Genomic DNA, 18,785 nt, shown 5'->3' with positions numbered 1-18,785 from the left:
CGAGGATATTACGCCGCTTTGATTAAGGATAAGTCATGGAGTTCTTGCCGCTAAAAGTAAACAACGATCAAGTTTACGCTGGGTTTTGGAAACGTTTGGTCGCTGCGATTATTGACACCCTTGTTTTCGTTCCATTTCTGGTGATTTTTCATTTTACCCAAGGGATTTCGCTTACGAGTGCTTTGATAACATTGATTATTTCAAGCCTACTTTTTTCAGTGTATTCGATTATTTTTCACTACAAATTTGCTGCAACTCTTGGGAAAATTGCTGTTGGCATCAAAATTACGTTACCCGATGGTGGAAAGATTGGTGTTAAGCAGGCTTTGCTAAGATCTTCTGTGGATTTGCTGTTTGCTTTTTTGATCGTAGTCGCTCATATCGTCGCGCTAACGAAGGTTAACCCAGATATCTATTTGAATGCTGGTTGGATGGAGCGTAATGAGTATATTCTCCTTTCATTTCCCGCATGGCATGGGGCGGTGTCTCTAGCCAGCGAGGGCTGGATATGGTGTGAGCTTTTGGTTTTACTGTGTAATAAACGTAAACGTGCGCTTCATGATTTTATTGCAGGTACCATCGTTATTAAGCAAGAATATACACAACAAGCAACAGTATCGGCTTGTGCCGGTAATGCGGCATTATCACCAGTTAGCGTTCACGCACATGAGTAACTATGAATATAAAAGCCTACATTGATTATTTTAGCGAAATTTCGCATTTAAAAAGAGAACAGCAATTTGATCTACTTGAGCAAGCTCATGATGACGCTTGCTCAGGCTTTAAAATTCTTACTTTCACTAATATAGCCGTATTAATACGTATGATTTTCATATTGTTTTTGCCGGTGGCTAGCTATTTGTTGTTCAGTTATCCAGTGTGGGTGCTGATGGTGACCATTTTCTTAGGGGTACTGATTTCTAGGGTGGCGGTTAGCGAAATTAGCAGTCACTTACTGTTAAAAAGCTTAAAAAAGGTATTACGAGAAAACCCTTTATAGCACCGCGTTAGTGGTTACAGCGCAGTTGTAGTTCACGAGCTAAAATAGCAAGGTAAGGAACAGGGAAAAGCTAGGCCAAACGGGGCGTTAAGCCCTTTCAATGCGCATTGCTAGTGAGAACTTATTGAGGATTTAAAATGGACTGTCTTGCCGATAAGGTATGGATTTTTAATGGTAAAGCGGTGCCGTTTTTGGGCTTACCTTACACCACCAGAATGACAGTGATTCGCTTAGCTAATGGTGACTTATGGGTGCACAGTCCAATTGAACTGACTGAGGATGTTCAAACGCAAGTCGAGCAACTGGGTAGGGTCAGCCATCTTATTGCACCCAATCACTTACATCATTTATTTTTGGCCGACTGGCAAGCCGCCTATCCAAATGCGAAGAGCTATGGAACACCTGAGCTGATCAAAAAACGCAGTGATTTAGTGTTTGATGCCTCTTTTAACGAACAGCCATTGTGGCCTTGGTCGGAAGAGTTAGATCAAGTGCTGTTTACCGGATCACCCTTTATGGAAGAATGCGTGTTTTTTCACCGAGCATCGGGTGCGTTGATAGTGACCGACTTAATTGAAAATTTCTCTGGCGACAACTTTAGTTACTGGCAGCGAGTGCTCGCTAAAGCAACAGGGATATTAGCGCCAAACGGTAAAATGCCGATAGATTGGCGCTTAAGTTTTATGTTTGGAAAGACTACAGCGCGCAAGCACTTATCAGTGATATTCGGCTGGAAACCTACCGTTATTGTGATGGCTCACGGGGTGATAGTAGATCGCGAAGCAATGACTTTCTTAACGCGTTCATTCTCTTGGCTTATTTAGCAGGTCTAATTTAAGAGGCTACTGCCATGTTGAATCTTTTTGCCAACCTTCCTGATGACGTGAGTTGCGAACATTTTAGTGACTTGCTTAGTGGTGAAAATGTTCGAGTAGAGCGCATTGTGTCCTACGGACAGCGTTCACCAGCTCAAGGATGGTATGACCAAGCTGAGAATGAGTGGGTGGTGGTATTAGAGGGTAATGCCATCTTGGTATTTGAAGATGGCACAGCGTTACACTTAGCTAAAGGTGACTATGTCACGATCCCTGCACATACTAAACATAAAGTGGCTAAAACAGCGCAACATGGCGCCACTATTTGGTTAGCGATTTTCTACTGTTAAGTGTTTTAACTCAATCAACTTTCAAACATTCATAACTCTGATCTAGCGCACTATTAGGCTGGGCATTTACGGCTATCTTTACATCATAAATAGTACTTATGCCTTGGAGAATAGTGATGTTTACAGTAACAAGGGTGGCAGATAATCGCTTAGATATAGAGTTCGGCGGCAAGCTAGACAGTAAAGAAATGAAAGCTGCTTTAGATGAACTAAGCATTCAGGCGCAAGGCATTGAAAAGGGTCTAATGCTATATCGCATAAAAGAATTTGCGGTGCCTACTCTAAGCGCACTAGCCGTTGAGTTTTCTCGTATTCCTGAGATGTTTAAGATGATTCGTCAATTTGATCGTGCAGCAGTGTTGTGCGACAAACAATGGGTGCAAACTATCAGCGAGTTAGAAGGTAAGTTGATACCTGGTTTAACCATTAAGGCCTTTGATATGAATCAAGTGGCGTTCGCAGAGCAATGGTTAGTCGGCGATAACTAAACCACTTTACAAGCTTTACTACATAATTCGGTGATTAGCTGCTAGGGTGAAGAAAAGAGTGAAACACTCAATAAGGTAGAGCAATGCGAATTTATTTATCTAAGGTACGCGGTGTGACCTTGGTGGGGGCTTTTCTTTGCAGTGTTTCAATCACTACTGCATTTGCCAACGATGTCACCATTGTGGCCGCCGAATTTACTCAAGATGGCCAGCGTAGCTGGAAGGTAGATGTATCGCTATTACATCAGGATAGTGGCTGGGATCACTATGCAAATATGTGGCGGGTGGTGGATACCAAAGGCACAGTATTGGCCGAACGAGAGTTGCTGCACCCGCATGTTAACGAGCAGCCATTCACTCGCAGTTTAAATAATGTGCCACACCCTGCGCAGGGTTCAATGGTATTCATCGAAGCCCGCGATAAAGTACACGGTTGGTCACCGCAACGATTTGAGGTGGATCTAAGCCAAGCCCAACAGGGACACTTGCGTGTAGAAATGCCCAAGTAGCCAATAATTTATTTTTCTAATTAATTACTCAGTCGCTGCGGTAGTACTTGCTTGTAATTATCTAAAAATCAAAACTTAACGCACTTTACTGACTTTTAACGTAATTATTGGCGACATTGACTGCTTATTCACAGCTCATAAAAACACGACATCAAACATTTTGTCGCCTATTTCTATGTTACGCTGATGGCGCAAAGGGACGTTCAGAAGATTAATATGGATATTAGAACACTTATAAATGTGGGGGCCCAAGGGCGATCATTTTCAGCTGTTAGCCGGATAAAACTCACCAATATTATTAGCTTATTGACGACCGTTATTTCGGGTCTGTATTCAATAAACTATTGGTTATTGCTGGATAATCCCCAGGTTGCTTTAATTAACTTTGGCTTCACCTTGGCCTATTTAACTACCTTAGCTTTTATGCGTAAAGGGCATGTGTCGGGGGCGAAAACTTGGTTCTTTTCGGTATTGATGGTGCATTTATTAATATGCACTAACGTGTATGTTACCAACGCCAGTGGTTTTCATCTTTACTATTTTCTAGTACCAACGGGGGCGTTTTTGTTATTTGAACTTAACCAGCGTCGCGAAATGTTGGCTTTAAGTGCCGCTTCAGTCGGACTATTTTTATACTGTGAAAATACCGTAAACCTAAACCCACTCATCGTATTGGATGAGGCCACTAATCATTTGTTGTATCAGTCGGTTATATTGGTGAATATGATTGAAGTGGTATTCGTATTAACCATCTTCGCGCGACAAATAGAAGCCAACGAGAAAAAACTCACTCAACAGGCCGCAACTGATTCTTTAACCGGTTTGGCTAATCGTCATTGCTTCTTCTCTAAAGGCAACAATATGCTAGAGCAAGCGCAAAAATTACGCCTTGATTTTAGCTTAGTATTACTCGATTTTGACTATTTTAAAAATATCAATGATCGCTACGGACATGTAGTCGGAGATTTGTGCTTAGTCGAAATTAGTAAAGAGATTAAGGCGATTTGTCGGGAGCAAGATTTATTCGCTCGTATCGGTGGAGAAGAATTTGTTATCGCCATGCCCAACACTCATTTAGAGCAAGCTAAAAACGTCGCAGAACGTATGCGAGAGCAGGTATCACAGCATCTAATTCCGATTGTTGGCGAGCGTTCATTTACCTGCACTGCTAGCTTTGGAGTGGCGTCGGCACACCATGAGCAAACACTTAAAGATCTGTTACAGCAAGCTGATAAAGCACTCTACTTAGCAAAGGATCAAGGGCGAAACTGCGTGCAGTTGTATTCCGCTTAGTGTTGGCGGTTTGGTTTATAGCTTTAATGAAGGCCTGCACTATGGCTTTATAAGTCGCGCGAGTTGCCGCTGATAGCTTAGATTTTGTTTAGCTAACGCTTCATTTTCTTTCATTAAATTTACCGCCAAGGCAACGGCTACCCAGTCTACTTCAAGGTCGTGATAGATACGCACGGCCTTTTTAATCCAGTGCACACTGTTGGCGTCAAATACCCAAGCATCTAGCGTATTACCTTGTATTGGTTGAACAATGCCGTATTCAACAAGCTTAATCACCTGGTCACTTTCTAGGCCGTCTACTTGGCAAAGCTCTCTAAAAGAAATATGTAATAAGGTGTTACTCATGAAGAGACCTCCCACTCGGAACGTGGATTGAAATCACTGTTTTTCGCGAGCTCTTGCCATAGATGGCTTTGTTGATTGGCTTCGGAAGGCATCGTTATTTTGACCACTGCGAACAAATCGCCATTAATGTTTTTGGTTTTTAAGCCTTTGCCTTTTATGCGCAGCTTACTACCTGCTTGGGTATTCGGCGGGATAGATAAATGGATTCTTCCTTCTAAGGTTGGCAGGGTGACTTTAGTCCCTAGGGCTGCCTCCCAAGGGGCTAGCGGTAGTGAAACTAGCAAATTATGACCTTGCACATCAAATAAGGGGTGCGGCACTAGGCGAATATGCAGATATAAATCGCCTGCCTTACCGCCGGTGGGGCTAGGCTTGCCTTGACCTACAACGCGGATCCTCTCTCCATCACTTACCCCCAAGGGGATCGTTACCTTTAGGTGTTTATCAATGTGCTCAAGTTGACCATTTCGAATATGCGGCAACTGGTACTCAACCGTTTTTTTGTGCTGTTGAATGGTTTCTTCCAAAAATACTGGAAGTTCAATCTCTACATCTTGACCGCGTTGATGCCCAGACGGGGCTCTTGTATGTTGACGAGAATGGGAAGATTGCTGGCCAAATATCGAGTTGAAAAAATCTGAGAAATCGCCGTCAAACTGCTGCTCATTAGCGTGTGCTTGTTGATTGGTTTGCCAACCAGGGGGAGGGGTAAACTCTTGCTCTGAACGTTGACCATATTTACGCAACTCGTCGTATTCAGCCCGGCGTTCGGGATTTTTTAGTACTTTATACGCCTCGGCGGATTCTTTAAATTTGGCTTCGCTTCCCTCCACCGCGTTCATGTCGGGGTGGTGTTTTAACGCCAGCTTTCGATAGGCGGCTTTAATTTGTTTGCTATCCGCATCAGCTGTTACGCCCAGAATTTTATAATAATCTTTAAATTCCATGCTGTGATCCTTGGTTCACGGGCTGAGGGCGGAGCTGTTATCTGTTAGTTCCTAAGCGCCTATTTACGTAGCTTGGGTTTAATTAGTCGCTAGTTTAAGTGTAGGTGCTTAAGGCTTTTTCTGGAGGCTTTATATGCTCAAATCGCGATATAGTGGCATACAGTATTCGTATTTTTCTAAAGCTTTTCGGGTATTCCAACCAGTGTGGAAGTTAGGCAGGGTGCTGCGGTGTAATACTTCAGGCCCCTGTCGTTGGCGCCTGAGAGTCCATTGAGAGAGCCGTTTTCTTATTATCATTGCTGTCCCAGCGTTTTGATAAACAAACTATCTGGTTTAGAGGGCGTATCTGTAGACAAAATAAGTGCTGCGGCATACCTCTATTTAAGTGTAAAAACGGGTATTGTAAAATATCGCTAGCTAAAAATGTTGCTCTGGCATTTTTTCTTAGTTTGTTTATAAATCGTCATGTTAATCTTGTTGCTTGAGCGAATGGGCGAGAACGCTAACGGAGTCGTGTAATGTTAGGGATAAACGAGTTTTGGTTGTTTGTGGTATCAGGAATATTACTAAACTTAATACCTGGCCCAGATTCATTATATATTGCGGCGCGCAGCGCTAGTCAGGGGTTTAAAGCTGGTTCGGTAGCCGCTTTGGGTATTGGGGCGGGTACATTTGTGCATATTAGCGCGGCCGCCTTTGGTTTGTCGGCCATTCTTGCTAGTTCAGCCATGGCTTTCACCGTTGTTAAAGTGTTGGGGTGTATCTACTTACTGTATATGGGGTTTGCTATGGCTTTGAGTCACAAGCCACATCAGCTGCCAACTAAACTCTCGGCGAGTAAGTACTCAAAAATCTTTCGCCAAGGCTTTCTTACCAACAGTTTAAACCCTAAAGTCGCGCTGTTTTTTTTAGCGTTTGTTCCTCAATTTATCGATGCTGCAGAGCCAAATAAAGCCTTAGCATTTGTCGTTTTAGGTTTAGTGTTTAATCTAAACGCGATGATTTGGGGGCATATTTTAGCTTGGTTAAGTGCGTCTATATCCCAGCGATTACACACCAGCAGGCGAGCCAAAACTTGGTTAAACCGAATATTAGGTGGGGTGTTTGCTGGTTTTGGCGTTCGTTTAGCGTTTTCTGAGCTTAGTTAAGCGCGCTTCTTTATTAGATACCAAGGATTATGATGCCACGTTCTAAGAAGCAACTTTTGTTGATGATGGCATTTTTGATGCCATTTAGTTTTTCTATTTGGATGGTCTTACTCAATAACTTTGCTATTGAAGTTGCCCAATTTACTGGTCGTGAAATTGGCATCTTGCAAAGCCTGCGTGAAATCCCAGGCTTTTTGGCTTTTACCGCCATTTTTGTATTGTTGATATTAAAAGAGCAGACCTTTGCCTTACTCAGTTTATTGGTATTAGCCATTGGTATTACCCTGACTGGTTTTTTCCCTAGCGTTTACGGTTTGTATTTTACAACGGTGCTAATGTCGATAGGTTTTCATTATTTCGAAACGGTAAACCAATCGCTCACTTTACAGTGGATCCCTAAAGACGAAACGCCTGCTTTTATGGGGAAAGCACTTGCAGTAAAAGGCGCAGCGGCAGTATTGGCCTATAGCTTGTTATGGTCATTGCTAGAATATGGTCGTTTCGAGTATGTGTCGTTGTATGCGATGTTTGGGGGTATGACGATATTAGCCGTATTGTTTATTGCGCTGCGTTTTCCGCATTACACCGCTGAACATGAACAACATAAACGGTTGATTTTGCGCCAGCGTTACTGGCTTTTTTATACTTTAGTATTTTTAAGTGGCGCTCGTAGACAAATCTTCGTGGTATTTGCTGGCTTTTTGATGGTCGAAAAATTTGGTTATTCGGTGTCTGATATCGCTTTGCTCTATTTAGCTAACCAAGTATTAAACATCTTGTTTGCCGGGAAGATAGGTCAGATGATTGGGCGTATTGGCGAGCGCCGCGCCTTGATGATTGAATACACAGGCTTAGTGTTTGTGTTTGCAGGGTATGCCTTAGTTGAGCAGGCAGAGTGGGCGGCCGGTTTATACATTGTTGACCATTTGTTCTTCGCTATGGCTATCGCCATAAAAAGCTATTTCCAGAAAATTGCTGACCCAGCCGATATTGCCAGTTCTGCGGGGGTTAGTTTTACCATTAATCATATTGCGGCGGTGATATTGCCGGCACTATTGGGCTTGGTTTGGTTGTATTCGCCGTCTTTGGTCTTTTGGCTGGGGGCGGTTATCGCGGTAGCGTCTTTAGCATTTTCTTTTTTGGTGCCTCGTCATCCGGAGCAACACCAAGAAACGACATTAGCCACCAAAACTATACTAGGCTAAAGGCGTTTACATACTTATGACGGGTATAGTGGTTAAGTGAATAAATAAGCGTAAATTTAACAGTATCAGTTTGTTATGGACTATAGCGGTGTTGCTACGTTTGGGTGACGTTATTGTTTTTTAGTTTTGTTTAACTATGCTGTAAAGCACAGTTTGTTATCAATGCTCTACTATAATTTAGTTTCACAGCAGGATAACTGTTACCCCATTAAGACAAGGCTGTCTTACTTGCTGGTAGTTTGAACGTAAAGAAGGATCTAGGTGATGCACCAAAGTTTACTCGGGCGTGTGGAGAAAAAAGCGTTTGGGGTGCCCTCTAATGATATTAAAGACGCCTTGTTAGCGCATCGACGATGGGCTCACAAAATTAGCGCTTCGTTGGTGCTACGCCAGGTATTAGTCGATCCTGAATTTACTGATAAACACGCCCACCATTATTGTAAGTTCGGTCGCTGGTTGTGGCAGCTTTCACAAGATAATTTGATTCAAGCTGATGCCTTCGGACATTTAGATCATGTTCATCAGGGCTTGCATAAATCGGCCGCTAGGCTGTTGTCTTCTTTTGCTCAAAATGACTTAGTGAGTGCTAAAGAACTCGAAGACTTTCATCTAAGCCAAGATGATTTTGTTGCGAGTGTACTAGACATTTTTGAATTTTCTTTGGTGAATAAGTATCAATTTGATACCACTACCAAGCTGATAAACCGACGAACTATTGATGTTGTTTTAGCTAACGAAAAGCGGCGGCTAGAAGGCCTTGAAGATTCCTGCTGTTGTATTGTGCTGGCCGACATCGACAGATTTAAAGATATCAATGACAGTTACGGGCATGATGTTGGCGATGTGGTTTTAGAGCATACTGCAGCTGTGCTTAATGGGTCTATAAGGCGCAACGACACTGTGGCTCGCTTTGGTGGAGAAGAGTTCTTATTTGTTATGCCTGATATGAGCTTGCAAGAAGCGACGCAAGCCGTCGAGAGGATCCGAATAAAGCTCGCTAATTCTGTTATCACCCATTTAGGTAAACCGCTAAGTGTAACGGCTTCATTTGGTATCACGCAGTTGTGCCAAAATTCAGATATTAAGGAATCTATAAAGCGGGCTGATGTGGCTTTATATGAAGCAAAACGGCTAGGGAGAAATTGTACTATTGTGCTTTGCTTAAAAGACTTAATGCAACATTTAGCGCAGGAACCTACAGGGCAATTAAATGCAGAAGAAACTATTCAACAATATTGTAGGAACGTTGAACAAGTATTAAATCAGTAGTTGTCTGTTGCCGAATAAAAGAACGCCCACACTTCTCTTGCTAATAAGCTGGTTTGTTCTATCGGTAGTATTCGTTTAGTTTTCGTCCCCCAAAAAACGCCTGTGTTATTTTTGATCTTTAAAATCAAAAGCTTAAAATATGCTTATCAATTTGTTATCAGTGAATATGTATTTTTTGATCATTAACATAAAAGCGCTTAAATAGGATTGCTTAAAGGAATTTGCATCGCTAAGTTAGCCCTAAATACACTGGGAAGTGTTTTGAATCATCGCTAGTGGAGCGCAATATGTTTAGCAATTTTCAATCATCGGCTTTCTTTGGTCGCCTCAAAACGATATCTATCGCTAGGCAGGTGGTCGCTGTGGTTGCCATTATTGCGACTACCTTTGTGATGGCAATTTTAATCGCCGTTATTGGTTTAAATAATATTCAAAACCGTAATCAAGAGTTGGCTAATTCTTCATTGGTTGCCCTGCAAAATGCCTCTGATGTTGAGGCGTCTTATTTGCAAATGAATTATTTAGTGCTCGCTATTTTAACCTCTAAAGATCAATTACAGTTGGATCAACTTTTTGCACAATGGCAACAACAGCGAGGTAGTGCCCAACACCTGCTAGAGCAAGCGATACAAGCCTCATTGAGCCACGGCCAAAACGGTAATGCTGAGACGTTTACGGCGTCCCTGAAAATGCTTACTCAGCTTGACCAAGAGCTCTCTCAAGTTTATCAAGCCTTAACCCAAAGTTATGTTGAAGATGTAGAATTAACAAAAATTTTTAATCAGTTTGTTTTGCAATCTACCGAGTTATACAACGATATTGGTTATCAAGTAGAAGCTTATGCGCTAGAGGATCAATACATACGAGATATTTATCGCAGCTTCATGGCGACTTCACAACGGGTACAGTTAAAAGCTTTTGAGTTAGCCTCAGTAGATAACCCCGATACTGTCAGTCAACTAATTAGCTATATTCGAAAAAATACCAAGCGATTAGAAGCTGGTTTTTCTGACTTAGAAATTGAAGTGGGCAAAATATCTAGTCATGCCGACATCCAAAGAAACTGGCTATTTATAACTAAGCATATCAAAGAAGATCAAGGCCTGCTGTCACGTATTTTTAGCAATAAGCAAAGTGTTGAGCGAGTAGGACTCAAACGGGTTGTTTTGGAGGCTGAGATAAACGGTCAAATTGATGAATTAAAACAATTAGTCGGGAGAATCGATCTACAAACAAGTGCCATGGTTAATGATGCAGAAATGCTGGTAAACACAGTGAGTTTAAGTGCCACTATTGCAGGTTTAATCGCATTGTTGGTAGCGCTTGGCGCTTGTATTTCGATTAACCGTTTAATTAAGCGGCCCATTGATGACTTAGCTACGGTGACTCGGGCGATGGCTAAAGGTGACTTTACTTTACATATGCAAAATAACTGGAATGGCGAGTTTTCCAAAGTGGCTGGCTGGGTCAATGAGGTAGCAGCCAATACCAATCATTCACTGACAGAAATTGCGCTCGTCACCAACGAGCTAGAAAGCATGGCGACCAGTAATGTTGCCATTACTGGTGAAATTAAAGGTAAAACCGATAATCAGAACACCAGTTTAGAAAGTCTTAGTGCCGCCATTGAGCAAATGGCTGAGGCTAGCCAAGCCATTGCTAGTATTGCCAGTGACTCATTTCATCAAACAGAAAGTGCAGATGATAGACTTAAAAAGGGCCGAACGGTCATGCAAAATAACCAGCAGACTATTCAAGCCTTGAGTCAGCATATTGATAGTACCCATGACGCAATGGAGCACTTGCTCAACGATGTAGAAAGTATAAAAGCGGTGTTGGGTGTCATTCGTTCAATTGCCGATGCGACTAATCTACTCGCCTTAAATGCTGCCATTGAGGCTGCGCGAGCTGGTGAATATGGTCGCGGTTTCTCGGTGGTCGCCGATGAAGTGAGATTGTTATCACAGCGTAGCGCCGAGCAAACCGAACAAATTTCTAAAGTGATGAATCGTTTAGAAAATCAAGCAAGTGAGTCAATGCAATTGATGGGTGAGAGTCGCAGTAAGATGAGTGAAACCTTGCATCTAAACGGTGACTTGTCACAAGCTATTAGCGCGGTTAGTAGCGACATACAAAAGTTGCGAGATATGTCGCACGGTATTAGTACCGCCACCGAGCAGCAACGCGAAGGCGCTGAAAAAATCACCATTGAAATGGGCTCTTTAGCTGCACAAGCAAAACAAAATAGCTTGACCTTAGATGGGTTAGCCGCCGATGGGCAGCGCCTAAATGCGTTATCTAATCAGCAAGAAAACAATGTAGGCAAGTTTAAGCTGGTGAGCTAGAACGGCTATAAGCTAGGGCCTACGTTGGTATCAAAACTAAAAAATACTCAACAACGTTTGGCTCTGGCGGCGAGAGCACTTAAGCTAGAGACCATTGTCTAGACATAAAATAACTTAATGAGAAACACCAATGTCAAAGAAAGTGATAAGGTTTGAAATCGAGAAAGAAACTAAAAACAGCGTTCGCTATAAGGAAGTCCCCGACGAGGGAACGGCGCCTATATTGGGCTCATTGTATGTTCAGAAATGGTTTGCGGGTAATAGTCAAACCATTGAAATCACCCTTGATAAAAAAGACTAGCGGTAACTGATAGTCATTTTTTGACGTAGCTAAGCAGCTGTAGGCTACAGAGAATACCAGCCGTGGGGCATCACGTTTTTCTTTGTCTGTAGGGCAGGATTGCATGACAATGAGTGCTTAAATGAAAAATCAGCCGCTATTTGCTGGTTGTTTCATTGCTCATAATTCGCTATAACCTTTCAACTCAATTTGCAACAACATATAGAAGCCATGAAAAGTTCTCCTACGCATAAGCCTCGTCCTTTAGTTGATCTCATCGTCAGTATCGTTTTACCGTCTTTTATACTCATGAAATTAAGTGGCGACGATGCCTTAGGCGCGAGTGGAGGTTTGATTGCTGCGCTGGCCTTCCCTCTTGGGTGGGGGCTTTTTGAGCTAATCAGATATAGAAAATTTAACTTCATTGCTTTACTAGGCTTGGTGAGTGTTTTGTTGACGGGGGGGATTGGTTTATTTGAGCTCGATACAAAATGGTTAGCGATTAAAGAAGCGGCTATACCCGCGGTAATAGGCATCGCCGTTTTAGTCTCTACCTTTACCCCTTATCCTTTGGTTAAAACCTTGCTGTTTAACCCTGATATTATGGATGTGGAAAAAATCCAACAACGTTTAGCTGAACATAACAGCAGTGCTGCCTTTGAAAGCCGCTTACTAAAGGCCACCTATTTTGTCGCCGGCTCCTTCGCCTTTTCGGCAAGCATGAACTATATCCTCGCCAAATGGCTAGTGACTAGCCCAGCTGGAACGTCGGCATTTAATGAACAGCTTGGCCAGTTAACTCTCTATAGTTACCCGATGATAGCGCTACCCTCGATGGTAATGATGATGGCTATTTTTTATTACTTGTGGCGCACAATTCATAGCCTAACGGGGCTTGAGTTAGAGGAAGTCCTGGCATCTAAGAAATGACTCTATATTGAGGAGTACTGTCGACTCGACTGCTGTGGTATTCGAAGAGATTAGGCTGATGGCCTAACGCTTAACAATGGGGGCCTAATCAATAGGGATAGGTTAGACCCCGCACAAATGATTCAACTCCGTATATCCCAATATGACAAATATCGTGGTGATGTTGCTTAGGGTTTGGTTTGCTGGTGTTACCTATAGTAGGCCGGTCCAAGTGTTATGCTCTCTACCGCTGTAAGGGCCGAAATACCGATTACCAATTGCCCTGTGGTACTCAATTGGCGATGAGCTTGTAAAATCAGTGGTATGTCTTAAAGTCTTTGTATAAGAACATCATTTGTTGGGTGGCCAAAGGCAAACCTCATGTTTAAAGTTCTGCTGTTTGTATTGTCAATGCAACTGATTCATTCTGAAAAGGTTTACGCCGAAAAAATAGTGCTTGCCGCTGCCGCTGGCAGTATCCCAACCTCATATCTAGAAAACGGTGAACAAACCGGTATTTTAGTGGATGTTATAAACCAAGCGTTTACCAGAGCGGGTTACACCGTTGACATTAAGCTAATGCCTTGGGCCAGGTGTTTGAAATCTGCCCAAGAAGGCACTGTTGATGGCATCTTCTCCCTGTATTTAACTGATGAACGACAGAAATACCTCACTTACACTAGCGAAGTACTGATAACCCAGATTCAAGCATTGTTTGTCTCAATTGATTCGACCATCACCTATGATGGTGACCTTCAACAATTGGCAGATAATTCAATCGGCATCATCAATGCAACTAGCTACGGTCCAAGGCTTGATGCTGCTTTAGAGCAGGGCTTATTCAAGACTGTTGATGAAGCTCAAAGCTCAAAAAGTAATCTTAGAAAACTACTGGCTGGTCGAGTAGATTTGATACCCTCATATCGGCATGTGGTTTTTAGTACTGCAAAAACACTGGGCGCAGCGCATAGAATAAAGCAGTTATCACCTCCTATAGAAGCCATTCCTAGTTATTTAGCATTCACTAAAAAACGAGACTTTTCCATCGTCATTAGGGAATACAACAAGGCGCTCGCAGCAATGAAGCAAGATGGCAGCTACGATATGATTTTTGAGAAATACCTTCAATAGTCACCCTCGCGACTATCCGTGAAGCGGCGTATGTAGATTTGTGCTAGGCAAGTCCTCCTTGTCACGCTCATATTTCTTGAATGTACCTTGCGGTTATCGCTTATCTTGCAAATTGCAAAGAGCACTAAATGTTTGCTTAACATTTCCTCTAAGTGTCTGATACTAAGAATAAAAAAATAATGGTACGAAATTCGCATTTCAAGGCTTGAATAAAGTGGAGAATACAATGGGCGAGTTACTACCAAGAATTTATTTAATCGTTGATGCGCTGTGGCGTCGACGTTATTTAATTGCTTTACCAATATTACTTATGCCTATTGCTGGTGCCTTAGTATCACTAATGTCTGATAAGCAATATGCCTCGCATACGAGTATGTTGGTACAGGAAACTGCCAGTTTAAATCCATTTTTAGAAGACCTAGCTGTATCTGCCAACGTTGAAGGACGGATGGAAGCCTTAACCACCTTATTACATAGCCGACATGTTTTAAGTGAAGTGGCCATAGAACAAGGTTTGATGTTTGAGAGTGATAGCCCCTTACGCAAAGAGCAAGTAATTAAGCGATTATCATCAGCACTAACCGTACGCCAAGTGGGTAAAGATTTAATTAGGATCGATTATAAATCAGCTAATCCGAAGGGCATGAGTGAATTGCTAGAAACAGTCTCAACACATTTCATCGAGCAGTTACTGGCGCCTTCCCGTTCTTCAATCCAAGACTCTGAGCGCTTTTTGCGTGAGCACTTAAGCATTAGCAGCTTAGAACTAGAAAAAGCCGAAGAAGCCTTGGCATCATATCGCACCGAGCACGCCGATGGCTTGCCCGAACAACATGCCGCAAATATGGACCGCTTATCACAAATACGTCAGCGGTTGATTGAGCGCGAAGCTGAATTAGCAGGGGCGAAACAAAGTTTAGGTAGCATAGATCAACAGCTTTCACGGACAAACCCGGTAGTGACGCGTCTTGAGGAGCAAATTGTCCTAAATCGGGCTGAGTTAGCGACCTTAATGTCTCGTTATACCGAGGGGCACTCTAAGGTGCTGGCTATCAAACGTACCTTACGTCATCTAGAAGAGGAGCGTGAACAAGTGTTGGCGCTACCAGAATCGGCGGTGAGCAATACCGACAGCTCGGCGTTACTCCAACAGCAAATCTCGATTACTGAGTCCAATGGTGAAATGTTGATTGTGCAGGTAGAGGCCTTAATGATAGCTCGTCAACGGGTAGACGCTTTGGCCGAAGAGGTATCGCAGTTACGCAGCTTAGCCAATTCATTGCAGCAACAAATTGGTTCAGTGGGTGAGCAAGAGCAGCAGCTTCGTATCTTAAATCGAAATCTGCGGGTGCAACGTAGCCTCTACGAAAACCTGCTCACTCGCTATGAAATGGCCCAAGTTACTGGTGCGTTGGGGGTATTTGAGCAAGCTGACCGGATAAAAATTATTGACCGAGCTTATACCCCTAGTGGCCCAGCAACATTACCCATGTGGATGTTTGTAGTTGCAGGTTTAGCTGGAGGCATTGCCATTGGCATTAGTTTAGCGGTGATTGCAGAGCTAACCGATTCAAGTTTACGCACTATTAAAGACATTGAAGACATTGCGGGAGTATCGGTATTAAGCCGAATTCCACCGCTTAAAGAATCGCATTAAAAAGGATTACATTATGAGCATTTGGATCCAAGTTGTTCAACATTTGCAACCCGGCGGTATTGAAACTATGGCGTTAGATTTACAACGCATGGAAGAGACACATGAGCAAGGGGTGATTATCTCTCTGGAAGGGAACAAAGAACAGGCGCTAGCAGCGTGGCCGCGCTTACGCCCTTATGCCTCCCGATTGATGTTCTTGGATAAAAAGCCCGGTTTTCATTTTGCGACCTTGTGGAAGTTGATAAATTTGTTTCGCCAATGGGCCGTGCCAGTGGTGCATACCCATCATATTGGGCCGCTAATTTATGGCGGCATTGCAGCCCGCTTGGCGGGCGTCAAAGTGCTTATTCATACTGAGCACGACGCATGGCACCTACGCCAGCAGCGTCGCCGTCTTTTACAGGCGCTGGTACTGAAATGGGTCAAACCAATGCTGGTTGCTGATGCCAACCTCGTCGCTGGAGAGTTAAAAGCTGCTATAGGGGTGGATGATGAAAAGGTGCAAGTGATTAAAAATGGCGTGGATACTTATAACTTTACACCCGGTAATAAACTAGCGGCACGTAGGAAAATGGGATTACCTGAAGAGCGTCGAATGATTGGTTGTGCTGGGCGCTTAGAGCTTGAAAAAGGCCAGGCGGTGTTGATAGAGTCTTTAACATTTTTGCCTCCTGACGTTGATCTTGTGTTGGCTGGTGATGGCAGTCAGCGACCACATTTAGAACAATTAGTTCGGTCGTTAAACTTACAGCAGCGGGTTCATTTTTTGGGCGCGGTAGAAGCGATGCCTACTTTTTATCAAAGCTTAGACCTATTCTGTTTGCCGTCTTACTTTGAGGGTTTGTCATTGGTTATCTTGGAGGCGCAATCTTGTGAAATTCCCGCGGTGGTGACAGATGTTGGTGCGTCTACCGAAGCTCTTTGCCCACGCACAGGGACCTTGGTTGAGCCCGGTAGTGCTTTTGCAATGGCCCAAGCTTTAGAAAAAAAACTAGAGATGCCTAATTCTGGTAATCCTCGCCAGTTTGTTAAGCAATGCGGTGATTTACGCACCACGGCGCGTAACTACGCGGCGCTTCGTCACCGTTACTCTTAAGCAGAAAAGGAGAGGGGATATGAATGCATTGATTTGGATTACGTTAATAGCGATGTTTCTGGTGGTCTATCATCACGCGCTTTACCCGCTATTACTTAAGTTACTCAGTAAAGGGAATAAGCAAACAGAAGCGGCAAGCCCTGTTAGTGTGGTACGCAATTATCATCGCAGCGAAGCCGATGCGCGATTGCCGACCATTCAATTACTCATTCCAGCTTACAATGAACAAGATTATATTGCGGCAAAATTGATTAATCTGACTACGCTAGATTATCCCGATGACCGCTTAAGCATTAAGGTGATATGTGATGGTTGCAGTGATAATACTGCCGCCGTCGCAAGAGCCTGTTTAGCAGAATTGAGCTTTTGCAGTTTTGATATCGAAATATGCGAACAAACAGACAATCAGGGCAAGGTGGCGGTGCTCAATCAGCATATTAGGCAAAGTCAGGCTGATATTGTGGCTTTATCAGATGTTTCTGCGCTCATCTCGGTTGACGCAATGCTGATTGCCGCAAGTCATTTTAGCCAAGCTGAGGTAGGGGTGGTCTGTGGTTACTACCACCTACTTAGTCCCGGTTCAGTAGGAGAGCAAGCTTATTGGCGTTATCAGCGTGAAGTGAAACGTTGTGAAGCTGACATGGGGGCGCCATTGGGTGCTCATGGTGCGTTTTATTTGATTCGTAAATCGTTATTTCGAGCTATGCCAGAAGACACCATCAATGATGATTTTGTTATTCCAATGGATATTGTGGCTCAGGGGTATCGAGCGGTGTATGAGCCAAATATTCGCGCGTTAGAGCTTGAACACGCTTCAGATAATCAAGACCGCAGTCGCAGGAAGCGTATTGGCGCCGGTAACTTACAACAGCTTATCCGGTTGCGCCACATGTTATTACCCCGTTTTAGAGGTGTTGCATTTACTTTTTTCTCAGGCAAAGCCCTTCGTGTGACCATTCCGGTATTTTTGTTAACCAGCTTATTTGGCTCCATGCTGCTAGGCGTGCAGGCTCCATTGTTTGCGGTACTATTTCTATTACAGTTAGTGGCTTACGTATTAGCTATGCTACCGAGAGTTTTACCTCGTCTGGTTTGGCCTAGGGCAATTGCTAGCCTTAATTATTTGGTGGAGGGGCATTTTTCTAGCATGCTTGGCTGCCTTGAGTACCTAGCTAAGAAGGTGAGGCGCCAATACTTGCTTCGATTTGTTAGCCCCACTGTGATGGTGGGTAAACGAGCATTTGATATTATTGGCTCGAGCATATTGCTGGTTGTTTTTAGCCCTTTGTTTCCGTTGGTGGCCTTAGCGATTAAATTAGACAGCAAAGGCCCTATCTTTTACCAGCAAACACGGGTCGGACTGATTTCTGACAAAGTAGTGCAATTATTTGAAATTTATAAGTTTAGAAGTATGCGAGCCGATGCGGAAAAAAACAGTGGTGCGGTATGGGCGAGCAAGCGAGATGATCGAACAACTCGAGTAGGGCGGTTTTTGCGTAAAACCCGTATTGATGAGCTACCGCAACTCATCAATGTACTTAAAGGCGAGATGTCTTTAGTGGGGCCTCGTCCCGAGCGGCCGGTATTTTACCACTCTTTAGAGCAAGCTATCCCTTACTACAGCGAGCGTACCGTAGGCTTAAAGCCTGGCATTACCGGCTTGGCTCAAGTCAACTTGGCCTATGACTCCAGCATTGAAGATGTGAAGCAAAAGTTGGCTTACGATCACTGCTATGCATTAAGTCTGAGCCAATGTGGCACGTGGCTATATCAAGACCTTAGCGTTTTACTTAAAACCGTATGGGTAGTGGTGGCAGGGAAGGGGCAATAGTTTGCGCGGCTAATGTCTACCCTTAGGTAATATAGCCAGTGATTGCTGAACTAATCAGTAAGTATGTGTCACCGTATTTAGTGAAATCGTCGATGTTAACGGTGGGCTACCCGCAGAAAAACAGGGTTTTGCTATGGTTCCGAGATAATTGTAGTTGATTGCTCCAA

General features: G+C 43.4%; 19 protein-coding genes. 17 read left to right on the top strand and 2 right to left on the bottom strand.

The window, feature by feature from the left end:
* Positions 1–35: 35 nt before the first annotated feature.
* The 7 genes from M0C34_RS12230 (at position 36) to M0C34_RS12200 (ending at position 4,455) form a co-directional block, all read left to right on the top strand.
* Entirely contained in the window at positions 36–674 is a 639-nt protein-coding gene (locus tag M0C34_RS12230; RefSeq protein WP_248711969.1) for an RDD family protein, read from the top strand.
* Positions 675–676: 2 nt separating this feature from the next.
* Positions 677–1,000, top strand: a complete 324-nt coding sequence (locus tag M0C34_RS12225) for a hypothetical protein (protein WP_248711968.1) — start codon at positions 677–679, stop codon at positions 998–1,000.
* A 137-nt stretch (positions 1,001–1,137) separates the two neighbouring features.
* The gene (locus M0C34_RS12220; protein WP_248711967.1) at positions 1,138–1,824 is read left to right on the top strand and encodes a DUF4336 domain-containing protein; all 687 of its coding nucleotides are present in this window, start codon (positions 1,138–1,140) and stop codon (positions 1,822–1,824) included.
* A 26-nt stretch (positions 1,825–1,850) separates the two neighbouring features.
* A complete protein-coding gene (locus M0C34_RS12215; RefSeq protein WP_248711966.1) occupies positions 1,851–2,165 on the top strand; it encodes a cupin domain-containing protein in 315 nt (104 codons plus the stop codon).
* A gap of 116 nt (positions 2,166–2,281) precedes the next feature.
* Positions 2,282–2,653 carry a SpoIIAA family protein gene (locus M0C34_RS12210; RefSeq protein ID WP_248711965.1) on the top strand — a complete coding sequence of 124 codons (372 nt, stop codon included), beginning with the start codon at positions 2,282–2,284 and terminating at the stop codon, positions 2,651–2,653.
* Positions 2,654–2,736: 83 nt separating this feature from the next.
* A complete protein-coding gene (locus tag M0C34_RS12205; protein ID WP_248711964.1) occupies positions 2,737–3,162 on the top strand; it encodes a hypothetical protein in 426 nt (141 codons plus the stop codon).
* 216 nt (positions 3,163–3,378) lie between these two features.
* Positions 3,379–4,455 carry a GGDEF domain-containing protein gene (locus M0C34_RS12200; protein WP_248711963.1) on the top strand — a complete coding sequence of 359 codons (1,077 nt, stop codon included), beginning with the start codon at positions 3,379–3,381 and terminating at the stop codon, positions 4,453–4,455.
* A gap of 39 nt (positions 4,456–4,494) precedes the next feature.
* Here M0C34_RS12200 and M0C34_RS12195 read toward each other — a convergent pair whose 3' ends face one another.
* Both M0C34_RS12195 and M0C34_RS12190 read right to left on the bottom strand, forming a co-directional pair.
* Positions 4,495–4,800: a chaperone modulator CbpM gene (locus tag M0C34_RS12195; RefSeq protein WP_248711962.1), complete on the bottom strand. Its 306-nt coding sequence runs from the start codon at positions 4,798–4,800 to the stop codon at positions 4,495–4,497.
* A complete protein-coding gene (locus tag M0C34_RS12190) occupies positions 4,797–5,747 on the bottom strand; it encodes a DnaJ C-terminal domain-containing protein (protein ID WP_248711961.1) in 951 nt (316 codons plus the stop codon). Before M0C34_RS12190 ends, M0C34_RS12195 begins: the two co-directional genes overlap by 4 nt.
* A 518-nt stretch (positions 5,748–6,265) precedes the next feature.
* On the opposite strand from M0C34_RS12190, the gene M0C34_RS12185 reads away from it, so the two are divergent.
* The 10 genes from M0C34_RS12185 to M0C34_RS12140 all read left to right on the top strand — a co-directional run bounded on the left by M0C34_RS12185 (position 6,266) and on the right by M0C34_RS12140 (position 18,618).
* Positions 6,266–6,895 carry a LysE family translocator gene (locus tag M0C34_RS12185; RefSeq protein WP_248711960.1) on the top strand — a complete coding sequence of 210 codons (630 nt, stop codon included), beginning with the start codon at positions 6,266–6,268 and terminating at the stop codon, positions 6,893–6,895.
* A 32-nt stretch (positions 6,896–6,927) separates the two neighbouring features.
* Positions 6,928–8,100 (top strand): MFS transporter, encoded by a 1,173-nt coding sequence (locus tag M0C34_RS12180; RefSeq protein ID WP_248715634.1) that lies wholly within the window; start codon positions 6,928–6,930, stop codon positions 8,098–8,100.
* A 264-nt stretch (positions 8,101–8,364) separates the two neighbouring features.
* Positions 8,365–9,369: a diguanylate cyclase gene (locus tag M0C34_RS12175; protein WP_248711959.1), complete on the top strand. Its 1,005-nt coding sequence runs from the start codon at positions 8,365–8,367 to the stop codon at positions 9,367–9,369.
* 287 nt (positions 9,370–9,656) lie between these two features.
* The gene (locus M0C34_RS12170) at positions 9,657–11,714 is read left to right on the top strand and encodes a methyl-accepting chemotaxis protein (protein WP_248711958.1); all 2,058 of its coding nucleotides are present in this window, start codon (positions 9,657–9,659) and stop codon (positions 11,712–11,714) included.
* A gap of 130 nt (positions 11,715–11,844) precedes the next feature.
* Complete coding sequence (locus tag M0C34_RS12165; RefSeq protein ID WP_248711957.1) at positions 11,845–12,015, top strand: hypothetical protein; 171 nt, start codon at positions 11,845–11,847, stop codon at positions 12,013–12,015.
* Positions 12,016–12,225: 210 nt separating this feature from the next.
* Positions 12,226–12,924 carry a VC0807 family protein gene (locus tag M0C34_RS12160; protein ID WP_248711956.1) on the top strand — a complete coding sequence of 233 codons (699 nt, stop codon included), beginning with the start codon at positions 12,226–12,228 and terminating at the stop codon, positions 12,922–12,924.
* 360 nt (positions 12,925–13,284) lie between these two features.
* Complete coding sequence (locus M0C34_RS12155) at positions 13,285–14,034, top strand: substrate-binding periplasmic protein (protein ID WP_248711955.1); 750 nt, start codon at positions 13,285–13,287, stop codon at positions 14,032–14,034.
* Between the two features lie 226 nt (positions 14,035–14,260).
* Positions 14,261–15,691: a Wzz/FepE/Etk N-terminal domain-containing protein gene (locus tag M0C34_RS12150; RefSeq protein WP_248711954.1), complete on the top strand. Its 1,431-nt coding sequence runs from the start codon at positions 14,261–14,263 to the stop codon at positions 15,689–15,691.
* Between the two features lie 13 nt (positions 15,692–15,704).
* Positions 15,705–16,787, top strand: a complete 1,083-nt coding sequence (locus tag M0C34_RS12145) for a glycosyltransferase (protein WP_248711953.1) — start codon at positions 15,705–15,707, stop codon at positions 16,785–16,787.
* Between the two features lie 19 nt (positions 16,788–16,806).
* On the top strand, positions 16,807–18,618 hold the full coding sequence (locus M0C34_RS12140) for a sugar transferase (protein ID WP_248711952.1): 1,812 nt from the start codon (positions 16,807–16,809) through the stop codon (positions 18,616–18,618).
* The last annotated feature ends 167 nt before the right edge of the window (positions 18,619–18,785 follow it).

The organism is Agarivorans sp. TSD2052, from assembly GCF_023238625.1.
In the GTDB taxonomy this organism is placed as follows: Bacteria; Pseudomonadota; Gammaproteobacteria; order Enterobacterales; family Celerinatantimonadaceae; genus Agarivorans.
Note: the sequence above shows the minus strand (reverse complement) of the source record. Positions and strands in the feature narration are given on the sequence as shown.